General features: G+C 43.4%; 8 protein-coding genes. 2 read left to right on the top strand and 6 right to left on the bottom strand.

Going from position 1 to position 14,251, the window contains the following annotated elements:
* Positions 1-52: 52 nt before the first annotated feature.
* Both AACT52_RS30220 and AACT52_RS30215 read right to left on the bottom strand, forming a co-directional pair.
* Positions 53-2,173, bottom strand: a complete 2,121-nt coding sequence (locus AACT52_RS30220) for a caspase, EACC1-associated type (protein ID WP_073634499.1) — start codon at positions 2,171-2,173, stop codon at positions 53-55.
* Positions 2,174-2,290: 117 nt separating this feature from the next.
* On the bottom strand, positions 2,291-2,467 hold the full coding sequence (locus AACT52_RS30215) for a hypothetical protein (RefSeq protein WP_233154117.1): 177 nt from the start codon (positions 2,465-2,467) through the stop codon (positions 2,291-2,293).
* A gap of 289 nt (positions 2,468-2,756) precedes the next feature.
* Between AACT52_RS30215 and AACT52_RS30210 the strand changes: the two genes are divergently transcribed.
* Positions 2,757-4,010, top strand: a complete 1,254-nt coding sequence (locus AACT52_RS30210) for an HhoA/HhoB/HtrA family serine endopeptidase (protein ID WP_073634498.1) — start codon at positions 2,757-2,759, stop codon at positions 4,008-4,010.
* A 1,806-nt stretch (positions 4,011-5,816) separates the two neighbouring features.
* Here the strand turns inward: AACT52_RS30210 and AACT52_RS30205 are convergent.
* Positions 5,817-6,932, bottom strand: coding sequence for a sensor histidine kinase (locus AACT52_RS30205; RefSeq protein ID WP_073634496.1), 1,116 nt, complete (start codon positions 6,930-6,932; stop codon positions 5,817-5,819).
* Positions 6,929-7,642 (bottom strand): response regulator transcription factor, encoded by a 714-nt coding sequence (locus AACT52_RS30200; RefSeq protein ID WP_073634495.1) that lies wholly within the window; start codon positions 7,640-7,642, stop codon positions 6,929-6,931. Before AACT52_RS30200 ends, AACT52_RS30205 begins: the two co-directional genes overlap by 4 nt.
* 674 nt (positions 7,643-8,316) lie before the next feature.
* On the opposite strand from AACT52_RS30200, the gene AACT52_RS30195 reads away from it, so the two are divergent.
* Positions 8,317-10,134, top strand: coding sequence for a choice-of-anchor Q domain-containing protein (locus AACT52_RS30195; protein WP_083630626.1), 1,818 nt, complete (start codon positions 8,317-8,319; stop codon positions 10,132-10,134).
* Positions 10,135-10,431: 297 nt separating this feature from the next.
* On the opposite strand, the gene AACT52_RS30190 is transcribed toward AACT52_RS30195, so the two are convergent.
* A complete protein-coding gene (locus AACT52_RS30190; protein WP_073634494.1) occupies positions 10,432-10,959 on the bottom strand; it encodes a universal stress protein in 528 nt (175 codons plus the stop codon).
* 116 nt (positions 10,960-11,075) lie between these two features.
* Positions 11,076-13,589: a phosphoenolpyruvate synthase gene (gene ppsA, locus AACT52_RS30185; protein WP_073634493.1), complete on the bottom strand. Its 2,514-nt coding sequence runs from the start codon at positions 13,587-13,589 to the stop codon at positions 11,076-11,078.
* Positions 13,590-14,251 lie beyond the last annotated feature (662 nt).

The raw sequence follows: 14,251 nt of genomic DNA, 5'->3' as shown, positions 1-14,251 counted from the left end.
GCGCTTCGCGCGGAAAGTGAAGAGAAAAGAATAAAGCGCAAAGTGCAAACAGCTAAGAAGTCGTGAGCCGCGCAACCACAACCCGAAAACCCACAAGCTTGAAGCCGTATGAATGTGTATGCCTGAAGCGGTGGGCTGAGCGGCAAGACCTCTGAGTGTTGTTCCACGAACCCCCACGTAGCAAGCGAGCATCCTTATTATTTTCACTCATCCAAGGGGTACCATCAGCAGGCGCTTCTTTGTAGCTATCATGCCAGCCATCTTGGCACCACTCCCATGTATTACCATGCATATCATACAAACCAAAAACATTTGGTGGAAATTTTCCTACCTCTGTTGTTTGCTCACAATATTCACCCTTTGATCCAGAACCGTAAGTGCTGTTACCGTTGTAGTTTGCTAAATCTGTCGTAATCGTTTCGCCAAAGTGAAACGGGGTAGTCGTTCCCGCTCGACAAGCATATTCCCATTCTGCCTCACTCGGCAAACGATATGGCTTTTTAGTTTTGTTAGCCAAGCGATCGCAAAATTCAACGGCATCATCCCATGACACCTGCTCTACAGGTCGATTAGCTCCTTTAAAAAAGGATGGATCTGGATTTAAATCTATTTTGACCTTAGGAAGAGCGGCAACGGCTTTCCATTGAGCTTGCGTCACTGGAAACTTACCCATATAAAAAGGTTGAATAGTAACGGTATGCTGTGGACTTTCATCACTTGAACGTTGTGGCTCATTATCTGGAGAACCCATTAAAAACTGACCACCAGGAATCGCCACCATCTCCAGCAAGGCATAATTGCCCAAGTTTTCTGTGAAAAATTCTGCTTGACCCCAATGACGGTTGATTTCGCAGGTTTTTCCTATACCTAAAAATCCTGATTTTACGGTTATTGTGGCATACTCGAACTCAAACTGCTGAGTTTGAATATTAGTTTGAATATTAGTTTGAATAACAGAGGGAGATTTTGGCTGAGAAACTGGTGATGATTGAGTTTCAGGTAGTTCTCGTAATTCTGCTTGCTGCTTTTGTTGCTGAGTTGTTTCTTGCTCTTGCTGTAACTTCTGTGGTTGTTGTCGGTTGCGCTCATATTCTGCTTGTTTTGGAGTAACTACCCGTTGTTCAATTGAGGCAATATCTTCATCCCGCAGTCCCAGATACTGCTGATATTCTTTTAAATCTTTTTGGGTTGTCTTGCTGAACGGATATTCTTGAGCAATTGCCTGAATCAGTGCTTGCTCATACTCATTGCGCTTACGTTCATACTCCCGGTAGGGTTGTAGAACTTCTTCTTCAATTGCAGCAGCTTCTTCCGGAGTTAATCCCCATTCATTCCGCTTTCCGTCTAAAATTCTCCGAGCAAAGACAGAAAACTCGTGACCTTCCTTAGCACGAGTTTCTACTTCCTTACGATATTTCACCTTAGGATCATCCTTGGGCGATTTTGCCAGCAAAATCTTATGACCTTCCTCAATTGGGTAAAATTTGGGAGTCATGGCTGGTGCAGCTTCTTTTACTTTGCTGCTAGCATACTCGTGCAGTTCATCAATAGAAATCCAACCATCCCCATCGCGATCCGCTGCACCTTTTTCCATACCTTCAACTAAGTAGCGGGTGTATATGGAAAGATCTGAACCTGCTTGTTCAAATGAGTACTGGGTAGATGTGGAAGAGGTGAGAATTGCCCGTCCTTTACCGCCTAGCTGTTCCTGTAAATTTACAGTACCATCATCTTTGACCGTTAGCCCTTGAGCGATCGCCCCGCTAAAGCAACAGTCTAAAATAATAACCTGTCTTTGGGAACGGCTCTCATTCATATTTTCGTGCAGAACACTGGCTGCTACTGCTGAAGGCTTGAACAACCTGTCGTTCTGTTTACGAGTGGTAGAAGTTGAGAGGTAAAGCCTGCCGTTATCATCTTTAATGCCATGACCAGAAAAGTAAAATAATAACAAGTCTTCTTTCTGGCGATGGGCAAACAGATTGTAAATAGCGTCTTCCATTTCCTGACGTTGGGGATTTTTGAGTACTGTGATATCTACCTCAGCAAAATTTCCGATTTCTGGGTGTGTCAGTACTCGTCGCATTGCTTCAACATCTTTCACCGCACACGGTAGCGGGTTTAATCCGGGTTGATACTCGCTCACCCCTATCAGCAATGCTAGCTTCCCCATCTTTGCCTGCCTACGCCTCTACAGATTTCTATGTTTTCTGTGCTACCAATTCTATTGTGCCTGTTTGCTGAGTTTTAATATGAGTGCCTTACTATTGCTTCGACTTTTTATTTATGATCATGGATTAAATAACATACAAATCACTCCTTTGACCTCACCCCCAACCCCCTCTCCGAACTCGCGGAGAGGGGAGACTTTAACGACAGTTAAAGGCGGGGTGAGGTTTTGTACTTTATTAAATCCGCGTTCCTTAGCAGTTTTTCCACAAAGGCGATCGCCCAGCAACACAAACACAACTTCAATAGATATAATTTCAGTGTTGTCTAGACTGTTGGCACCAATTCTATTGTTCCTGTTTGGTGACTTTTCCTTTGAATGTCTTACTATTGCTTCTACTTTTTATTCAAGGGTTTTTCCAGAAAGTATCTCGCCTTTGCAACACAAACACAACTTTAATAGATATATATAGATATAGATATAGGACTTACGCAGTCAGGGTTTTCACAAGTCCGTCATCTCTGTGTCACAGCATTGACACAAAGCCTCTTTAGATTGGAAATGTATCGACACTTATAGAAACACTATGTATAAAATACCGCGTGATGGTGATAACCAGTCAGGAACATACAACAAAATCTTAAACAGTTCTTCTTGGAAAAAACCAGCATTTCATTTATCGCTGGTATTGCTAGGATCTGGAATGACCTTCGCAGGCGGCTATCTAGCTTCTCATTATCAACAGGTGTCTAAAAGCGCGTCTAACCTGGCGGTGAGCCCGGTAAATGCTGCTTTGCCAATAGCAGCTGGGACTAATCCTAACTTTGTCATTGGGGTTGTGCAACAAGTTGGACCTGCTGTAGTGCGGATTGATGCTTCCCGAACAGTCAAAACTCAGTTACCAGAGCAATTTAAGGATCCATTTTTCCGCCAATTCTTTGGATCTCAAATGCCAATTCCAGAAAACCGGGTGGAACGCGGTACTGGTTCGGGCTTCATCATGAGTGCTGATGGTCGCATTCTCACCAACGCCCACGTCGTCGCTGGTGCGGATACGGTGAAAGTGACACTCAAGGACGGGCGCACTTTTGTAGGTAAAGTGCTGGGGAAAGATGAATTGACAGATGTGGCTGTTGTCAAAATTCAAGCAGATAAGCTGCCTACAGTAAAGTTGGGTAACTCAGAAAAGCTACAACCTGGAGAAGCGGCGATCGCGATCGGCAACCCCCTTGGTTTAGATAACACTGTCACTACTGGGATTATCAGTGCTACCGGACGCGCCAGCAATCTGATTGGTGCTCCCGATAAGCGAGTGGAGTATCTTCAAACAGACGCAGCGATCAATCCTGGTAACTCCGGCGGACCTCTGCTTAATGCTCAAGGAGAGGTCATTGGGATGAATACAGCTATAATCCAAGGAGCACAAGGATTGGGCTTTGCTATTCCTATCAACACAGCGCAACGAATTTCCAGTCAACTGATAGCGACAGGTAAAGTACAACATCCTTATCTAGGAATTCAGATGGTAGGATTAACGCCTGAGTTGAAACAAAACATCAACTCCGATCCCAACAGCGGTTTGAGTGTTGATGAAGATCGTGGCGTCTTGGTTGTCAAAGTTATGCCCAATTCACCAGCAGCCAAAGCAGGGATACGTGCTGGTGATGTTATCCAAAAACTCAACGGTGAAGCAGTGGCTGACGCTGGTTCTGTCCAAAAGGCAGTGGAAAATAGCCAAGTTGGGGGAGACGTACGCATGGAGTTGCGTCGCAATGGGCAAAATCTCAACTTAGCTGTGCGCCCAGGTGCTTTTCCAACTCAACCAAGTCAATTGCAATAAGCCTTTTGCCTCAATGTAGACCTGATTTCTGGGATGAGCTGTCCGGCTCATCCTTATTTTTCATCTGTTTTACCAATTTAGGCTCATTACAGCTACAAATTATTTTTACCTGTGACAGGGGTTCATAAGTCTTGAGAATGCCAGCAACCCCGCATGAGTAGAAAAGAATATTTAACACACAATATAGCAAGAAGAAAGCAAACTTTGACACATATTAACAAGTAAAACGCAAGAATTTTGCTTGTGTAGATTGAGGTGTAGTGGTAGATGCGGCAGTCGGTTTGATCATACAACTATTATATATGGCGCGTAAGGCACACCCAGTACTAATAGCAAAAAGCACGCGTTCAAGTAGCTAACCTATGTAAAATGCAAGACTGAACGCACAGATCACAACAAGAACAGGGATCACAGCACTAAACTCAACTTTTCGTGTCCTCAAGATTTTTACAAAAGACAGAGGAACAACGATAGGCCATAACACAGTAGTCATGATAAGCATGACAAAAGACAAAAATTTGTCTTCTGGAGAAGAATTAGGGTGACGAAGGCTAAATCTTAACCAATTAATAAAAAAATAACTGGTCATCAGTAGGTAATTAATAACCAAAGCCAATAGCATCTTGTTCACTGTAGCGACTCCTTGAGTTATCTAAGATTCAGAAATTTATCAGTATGAGCTAGAGGTTTGCAAAACAACTGCTATATATTGAAGCTGGTACAAACGATTCATCTATTAGTTAGCTAAATGTTAATCTAACCCGAAAAATCTCCAAATCAGTACATACACTTAATTTCAGCTATTTTTGAAGGAAACAGGAATTTTACTGACTCATCATAATTATTCTATCTTTGTACACTTAAGAAAATAGGAATTTTACTGACTAATCATAACTATCCTACCCTTTGTATAGCCTGAAGTTTCAACATTTTAAAGATAAAATTTATGTATCATAAGTTAAATTGAGCCAAACTCCTACTACTGTTGAACTAAACCAATCGTTATAAGTATAAAGGCAATTACATAGGTACAGAATAAACGAAAGTATATATTTTTTAGCTTTATTTACCATAATTAGTGGTTTTGCATTTATTTTTATACCAAAATTTAATTATTCAAAAGTCAAATACTCTTTGATACTAATGCTACATTTACAAGAAAAAAGAAACCCTGCGCTATGTGAATAACGCAGGAAAACTGGTATCTATGCTACACAAGGAGTTGGACTATGAGTCAATTGTGCTGAAGTTAAACTTATAGAGAAATCGGGAGTTAGGCATTTAATTGCTAGATACTAACAGGTAGGTGCTTGCTAGTTTAAGGTTTTCCATTTTTGAATTTTGAATTGATTATGCAGTGTTCCCAATACGGTTCGGTTAGCTTGTTTATCTCAAGGGAGATCCCCCAAACCCCCCTTAAAAAAGGGGGGCTATTTTACCCATTTACCCCCGAGGATCGGGGGTTGCCGCAAGCGGGGGAATCTTATCCGAACCGCATTGGGAGTGTTCCTTAATCTTGGGAATGATTCTGTGGGAACAGGTAGGCAATTGCAGCTCCACCAAATAAAGTTAGTAAACTCACCAAAAAGGCAGCAAAGAAAAAAGTAAACATAATTATGTAACCAAATCTCAGTGTTATTCACTAAAGCTTGTGAGAAAAATTAAAATTCTTAAATGAAAATTCAATATCCTTCAGAAAACCTTAATTTTAGCTACTTTTAAACTACCAAGTGGATATGACACAAGTGTGACCCCGTTGTGTCAATAGCTTGTATATTTAGTGCAGGTGAATTCTCACAGCTAAACTTAAGCTAAAGGCAGGAAAAAACGGAAAGTGCTGCCCAATCCTAGCTCGCTTTCCACTTGAATCTGACCGCCTTGCAGTTCCACTAAACGGCGCGAGATAGTTAAACCAATGCCTGTTCCTCCGGAATGGCGATCGCGAGATTTGTCAGATCGCCAGAAGCGCTCAAATATATAAGGTAAATCTTCCTTGGCAATACCCACACCTGTATCAATGACTGCAATCCATAGATGAGAAGCTTCAGTCCAAGTACAGATAGTAATTGAGCCTTTAGTGGTATGATGGACTGCATTACCAAGTAGATTGACCAGCACCTGTTCTATACGGTCAATGTCTGCCAATACCGAGGGGAGTTTGGATGGACACTCTAAGCGCAGAACTGGTCCATCATCAAGCAGTTGATCGGCAAATTTCTCCACTAAAGACTCTAATAAAGGACGCAGATTGACTGACTGTATATTTATTGGTAAATAACCAGCTTCTGCCTTAGAGAGTTCTTGCAAATCGTTGACCAACCGCTCTAAACGCTTAGTTTCTTTTGTCAGGCGTAGATAAATTTCTGGAGAAGGTTCAATGCTTCCATCAGCCAGTTCTTCCAAGTAACCGCGCACAACTGTTAGTGGGGTCCGCAGCTCATGGGTCATGTCTCCAATCAGTTCCCGACGTCGCGCTTCCACCCCCTCTATACTTGTTGCCATGCGGTTGAAACTCACACCTAATCGATTCAGTTCTGGAATATCTGATAAAGGCACTCTTGCATCAAATTGACCAGCAGCAAACTTTTGCGTAATTTGTTCCATCTCTATCAACCGCTGCATGAGCAGTTTGGACACCCAATAACTCAATCCTCCAGCAGCCGTTGCACCTACCAATACCGACCATACAGTGCTTCGTCTCCAGGCAATTTCAAATCCGTCAACTAACTCAGCACGAACATCGAATAAGTTGTATCCTCGTTGTTCCAAGCGTTCCAAATGCAGAACAAAAAAGCGGGGGGAAGAGACTTTGCTGATAATCACCAGACTCAGTACCCCGACGATCATCACCACCAAGTGGGAGAAAAATAGGCGTGATGCCAAAGGTAATGACTTTGCCCAAAGCCAGCGCATCTTCTTCATAACACAACAGGAGTGTCTTCAAATTTATAGCCGACCCCAACAACAGTTTTCACAAAAGCGGGATTAGTAGGATCTGGCTCAATTTTTTTTCGCAACCGAGCTACATGAGTATCCACCACGCGCTCATCACCAAAAAAGTTATCGCCCCAAAGTTTGTCGATGAGTTGAGCGCGGTTCCAAACTCGACCAGGATTGCTAATAAAGGTGCTTAACAAGTTGAATTCCAGGGTAGTTAAATCTAGCATTTCTGGCTCCTGAGAATTCATTTGGCGACTTATCGTCCGCTGCTCTACATCCACGATAAAGTGTTTGGTACGAAATACTTGATTTTGTCCTCCGTGGCGGAGACTACGCCGCAATAGCGCCCGCACCCTAGCAATCAACTCTCTGGGGCTAAACGGCTTGACCATGTAATCGTCAGCGCCTGTAGACAAGCCAATAACGCGATCAATTTCTTCACCCTTAGCCGTAAGCATCAAAATATATGGATCTTTGGCACCTGGTTTCTGCCGAATTCTTGCACAGACTTCCAAACCATCTAAGCCAGAAATCATTAAATCTAGAATGATTAAATCTGCTGATTGCTCCTGAAACATTCGCAAGGCATTCAAACCGTCGCTGCTACTGCGACAGGAAAAACCTTCTTTTTCCAGAGACATTTGGATTAACTGGGCAATTTCAGGTTCATCTTCAACGATTAGAATGTCCATACTGATAGGAGGCAAGCAAAATCCACAGAGTCATTCCCTGGCTTGCCATTTTAACTGAAATTTTGTGATTAGAATACTTTGGGTCTACAAAAAGATTCACGCTCAGGTGCTAGAGTGCAAAATTCTGCGGCGCGTTATCTTTTTCTCTATTGCCCCATGAGTGCGAACTAACTGTGCAAAATCGATGGTCTGCGGTCGGATAGCCTGATTCAGCCAGTGCAAAATAAAAAATTTTTCAGTGGCTCTGACCTTTGCGTAAGTCGTGATATAGTATTCAAGGAGGAAAAATTCCTTAGTCGTGATATAGTATTCAAGGAGGAAAAATTCCTTAGTCGTGATATACTATCTCAAAGAGGAAAAATTCCTTTAAAGTTTTGGGGTGCTTGAGCCAAGTTATTTTTATCGATTCACAAACAACGGCTATAACCCAGAACTCCAAAAAGCATTTACCTAATTCTTGCCGCATAGTCATCTGACTATAAGAAACTTTAGCACCAGAAGAAATGCTTCTGATGTTAAAGCTTAAAGTTTCACGTGCTCTGCTCCAATAATCACGGAATCTCTACGTACGAGCTTTTAAGGCTTTACTTAACTGCTCTAACGTTCAGGGTCCTGCCTTTGTTCGGGTCATCTGCAGTTACGACGTTAACGAAGAACTTGATGGAGGCAAAATAATGACTTTTACAGCAGAACCTCAAGCGTTTCAAACCAATCCCTTGACTCAAATTCCCGATGTCATCACTAATCGCAGCAACCTTCAAAATTCCACTCAGAGTGTGAATGGACAAGGTACAACGGTTTCCACAGGTGTACAAGATATCATCAATACTTGGACCAACGACGGCTTTAGCGGGAAAGACATCCAGATTGATGGCAACAATGGAAGCGGCACTCTGTTTGGTCGCTGTGGTAACGATCAGATCCTCGCCAACAATGCCAACGACAAGCTTGAGGGTGGCAGCAATGCAGACCTTCTGATTGGAGACCAAGGCAAAGACACCCTCGTTGGTGACTCTGATGTAGACCAGTTCACTCAGGACGACCGCAATCCTGGTAGCGGTTCACCAGCACTCAGAGCTGCACCAACTGCAACAGGCAATAACTCTGGTACTGTGTACTATGTTTCACCAAATGGTAGTGATAGCAATCCAGGTACAAGTGATAAACCTTGGAAAAGCATTAACTACGCGGTCGGTGAGAACTCCGCTATCAAAGCAGGTGACACTATTCTAGTTCAACCAGGTACTTACACAGAGCTAGTCACCCTTGGGAAATCTGGTAATAGTGAGTCAGGTAATATCACACTCAAAGCCAATGGTAATGTCACAGTGCGCGACCCTGACGCTATCAATGGAGGCTTCCGGGAAGGGGTTATCCAGTCAGTTGGCAAGGGCCATTGGGTCATTGATGGCTTCCGCATAGAGAACAGCTCCTGGGCTGGAATCTCTCTGCGTGATGCCAACGATATAACTGTTCAAAACAACCATACCTACAATACTGGTTCCTCAGGTATCATTGCTATGCCTGACAGCTATTTTGAGGGTGGAGAAGCCGAGGTCACCAGTAAAAATATCAAGGTGCTCAACAACACCGTCGAAAAAGCCAATGCGAGATGGAAAGGTGGCACAGGCGACAATTCTATCTCTGATCCAGGTGTGAATACGCAAGAGTCGCTAAGCATCTGGGGTGTCGATGGTTTTGAGGTGGCTAATAATATCGTTAAAGATGGCACACGCGAAGGCATCGACATTAAAACTGGTTCTCGCAATGGCTCCGTCCATGACAACTATATAACTGGTCAAGCCTCGATCTCTGGTACATATCAAGGCTATCAAGGTGGTCCTGCTCTCTACATAGAGGGTAACCGTGCTAATTCGTTTAACATTGATGTTTACAACAATGTTGTCACTGGCAACGTTGCTGATGGAATTGTCGTTGGAGATGAAGTGAAAGATAAAGGCGATGTCTCTAATGTCCGAGTCTACAACAACCTTGTTTATGGGAATGGACAGCAAGGAATCAACCCTGGTCAAGGAATTGCCGTTACCAGTAATGTTCGTAACGTTGAAATTGCCAACAATACCGTTGCTAATAATGTCCAAGCCCTTGGCATCGATGGTAGTGGTTATTTCGCTGGCGGTTATAAACCAACTGACATTCAGGTTCGCAACAATATCTTTGCTGATAGCACCTACCGGAATGGGTTGATTGAAGATGCGGGCAAGGTGACTTTGGATAACAACTTGTTCACCGACAAGTTTGAGAAGCTCTACGAAGGTGGGACTGGAATTGACAACCTGAACGCTAACAACAACACTAAGGTTAAGTCAGTTGGATTTGTCAACTCAGGTGGCAATGACTACCATCTCACATCTGGTTCGCCAGCAATTGATACTGGTTCCTCACAAATTGGTCAGTATGCACAGCGCGATAAGGACGGTGCACAACGACCTCAAGGTGCTGGCGTTGATATAGGTGCTTATGAGTCTTGAAGTTGTGGTTGAGAATACCGCTGTTGTTGATGATTGAAGCAACGTTAAGGGATCAGGCAAGTCTTGTATGAACGTAGGCTAGGTGCTGAGTATTTAGTGTGTTTCTGATGCATATATAGACTTGCACTCATCGATGAAACGTTGTTCATAGGAGGAGTAATTCCGCAAAGCTGATTCAGTTTTAGTGGAATTGCCCTCTTCCACCAAAGTTTCTCATGTTAAGAGCGATCGCTCCTTGCCCTCCTTGCAAATAAGGGGAAGGCTTGCCTTCCCCTATTTCTCAAACTGCAAGTAGAGCTAAGCTGATGCTGCGTTGGTAGCTTCAGGAACTTCCGTATGATCTTGAATTGGTCCTTGTACCGTTAAAACTGAGCAAGAAGCATTATGCAATACGTAATTGCTGACACTACCTAGGAAAAACTCACTTAACCCCTTGCGACCACGACGACCGACTACAATCAAGTCAGCTTGCCAACTACGAGCTACTTCACAAATTGCTCGACCTGGATCGCCAAGATTTTGAGAAAATTCACTTATGATACCTGCTTGCTTTGCTTTCTCGGCAAAAGAGAGCAGCATATCTAGTTTCTCTTGCTTGAGTTGTTCCCATTGCTGCATATATTTATTGACAGCTTCTGTATGTAAAGTTGGGTAAACACCATTCGGTTGTAGTAAAACAGGGTTTAAGTATCCCCCATCAAAAGGAGAGAGAACGTGCAGCAACATGACATTTGCATGAACTGCTTTTGCCAAAGATATAGCTTCATTGAAAACGTGCTCACCAATTTCAGAATTGTCTATTGCAACGAGAATTTTTTGAAACATAATTATTAGTCCTTATTCATTAGTTTTTAGTTATGAGTCAGAAGTTTTCAGTTATCAGTTATAAATTTTGAATGAATAACTTATCACTCTACGGGCGCAATATTGTGCCCCTACTCCTAACTCTGTTGTTCCGCAGCAGCGACTTCCAACAACGTCTTTAACACAGAGTCTGGGTTGAGACTAATGGTGTCTATTCCCTGTTCCACTAAAAAGTGGACGAATTCGGGATAGTCGCTGGGGGCTTGACCGCAGATACCAATTTTGCGTCCGTACTGTTTAACAGTTGCGATCGCATTAGCTATCATCTGCTGCACAGCCTTGTTGCGTTCATCAAATAAATGCGCTACCAACTCAGAATCTCTATCGAGTCCTAAAGTCAATTGTGTCAGATCATTCGACCCAATGGAAAATCCATCAAAGACTTGGCTAAACTCATCAGCCAATAGCACGTTGCTGGGTAACTCGCACATCACGTAGACTTCCAAGCCGTTTTTGCCACGCACAAGACCATGCTTTGCCATCTCCGTCAGCACTCGCTGACCTTCTTCTGGGGTACGGCAGAATGGAACCATCAAAATCACGTTGGTTAAGCCCATCGCGTCACGAACTCGCTTCATCGCCTGACATTCCAAAGCAAAACCTTCGCGGTAGCGCTGATCATAGTAGCGACAAGCACCCCTAAAGCCCATCATCGGGTTTTCTTCTATTGGTTCAAACTGTCTGCCACCCAACAAATTAGCGTATTCATTGCTCTTAAAGTCTGACAGGCGGACGATGACAGGTTTGGGGTAAAAAGCGGCGGCAATTGTACCAATCCCCTGCGCCAGCTTATCGACAAAGAATTGCGCTTTGTCTTCATACTGAACAGTTAACTCTGCAATTTTATACCTAGCAAGCTCATCTTCTAATTCGTCAAAATGAATTAATGCCAATGGGTGAGCCTTGATGTAGTTGGCAATGATGAATTCCATCCGCGCTAACCCGACTCCATCATTTGGGATGGCACTTAAGCCGAAAGCTTCTTCAGGATTGCCCACATTCATCATAATTTTAGTACGGGGGCGGGGCAATTTCTCGAGTGGTACTTCTTGGACTTCGTAAGGCAATAGACCCTGGTAAACCTTTCCGGTTTCGCCTTCTGCACAAGAAACAGTGATTTCTTGCCCAGTTTTTAACACAGTAGTAGCATTGCCGCAACCAACGATTGCTGGAATTCCCATTTCTCTGGCAATAATCGCCGCGTGACAGGTACGTCCGCCAGAGTTGGTAACAATCGCACTGGCTTTTTTCATAATAGGTTCCCAGTCTGGATCTGTACGGTTAGTGACCAGCACTTCTCCTGGTTGAAACAAGTGAATATGATGCGTGTCCAAAATGACTCTGGCTTTGCCCTGCCCGATTGCATTACCAACAGCGCGTCCCGTAACTAAGGAAACTAGGGATTGGGGATTAGGGATTGGGGATTGGGCAGACTGTTCCCCAGTCCCAACTCCCAACTCCCCAGCCCCCAATACCAGGCGATAACTGCGCAAGACATTGCGTGCTTTCTGAGATTGCACTGTTTCTGGGCGTGCTTGAACAATAAACAATTCATTCGTGATGCCATCTTTTGCCCATTCAATATCCATTGGTGTATACACACCATGAACTTGGGAATAGTGTTCTTCAATAAGGCACGCCCAGTAAGCAAGTTGCAAAATTTCCTCATTATTGAGAGCAAATGAGGAGCGATCAGCAGGTGGAACCGGGATGTTCTTTATCTGTTTCAAGCCGCCCACATCATAGACCATCTTGATTTCTTTTGTACCTAGCCGCTTGTCTAGAACTGGGCGGTAACCTTGTTTTAGAGTAGGTTTAAATACTAAATATTCATCTGGGTTAACTGCTCCCTGCACTACGTTCTCACCCAAACCATAAGCCGCAGTCAGTAATACCGCATCTTTGAAACCAGTCTCAGTGTCGATGGAGAACATAACACCAGACGCTGCTAAGTCAGAACGTACCATTTTTTGCACGCCTACTGAGAGGGCAATGTTGAAGTGGTCGAAACCTTTGATTTGTCGGTAAGAAATCGCACGATCTGTGAAAATTGAGGCAAAGCATTTGTGACAGGCTTCCAGTACTGCTTGTAACCCGTGAATGTTTAAGTAAGTTTCTTGCTGTCCGGCAAAACTAGCATCGGGTAAATCTTCAGCAGTCGCACTGGAGCGAACGGCTACATCGGGGGCGACTCCGTACTGCGGTTCTAGTGCTTGGTAAGCAGAGGCGATCGCCTCCTGTAATTCCATAGGAAAAGGAGTTTGGAGCAATAAAGACCTAGCAAGCTTACCTCGTTGCTGGAGATTTTGGACATCCTCCACATCTAAAGAAGCAAAAATCTGGCGTAATTTTGGTTCTAACCCTGCTGCTTGCATAAAGTAGCGAAATGCATATGCTGTCGTCGCAAATCCATTGGGGACTTTTACGCTTCTGCGCCGCAGTTGCTGAATCATTTCTCCCAAAGAAGCATTCTTTCCACCTACTAAGGGAATGTCTGCGATGCCAACTTTACCTAAAGGCAATACAAAAGCTTTTTCTTTAGAGACTTCGCGATCGCTTTTTTGATCAACTGCTGTTTCTACTTCTACCATTGTTTTGCTTCCTTATGACACATCAACCTGAAAGGATCATGCAGTAAGCAAATGCTTCGCTTGTCCCACATTTAATGTTTATAAGAAGAAAAGTTGAGAATCTTGTGAGGATACTGGTCAACGAAAACTTCTTTAATCTGATATTTCTGCGGAGGTATAACTCATAAATTGTGTACTTGTGTTACGAGAATCAGAAATTTTTCGGTATAGCTCACAAGTTCCTCACAATTGCAAATTACTCTTAAAGCATGAAAAGGTTTAGTTCTCAGCTGACTGTCCCTTTGGCGAAAAACACATTTAGTAGAAAAATTTTAATACACCATGAATAACTGTCCTTGCTGCTCCAGCCCACTTTTACGCCATATACGTCATCAGGAAGTTTACTGGTTTTGCCGTAGCTGCTGGCAAGCAATGCCAGTATTTAGTCAGGAAAAGTGTACTTCGTTACCAGAGGTTTATGTCAGAGAATTTCCTACCAAGCTTGAGAAAAGAGAAAAGAGCAATGTCCTTTGTTTGAATGAGCGCGGAGCTAGAACTGGGTGGATAGGAGTGTAAACAAAACTTACCTGATACCAAGCACTTCACGAGTGAAGTGCCTATAAATCGCTTGGTATAAAGTTGTAAAAACGACGCATTTTTGCTAATTTGCCAGTTTCTCTCTC

This window comes from Scytonema sp. HK-05 (genome assembly GCF_963872035.1).
GTDB lineage: Bacteria > Cyanobacteriota > Cyanobacteriia > Cyanobacteriales > Nostocaceae > Kalymmatonema.
Note: the sequence above shows the minus strand (reverse complement) of the source record. Positions and strands in the feature narration are given on the sequence as shown.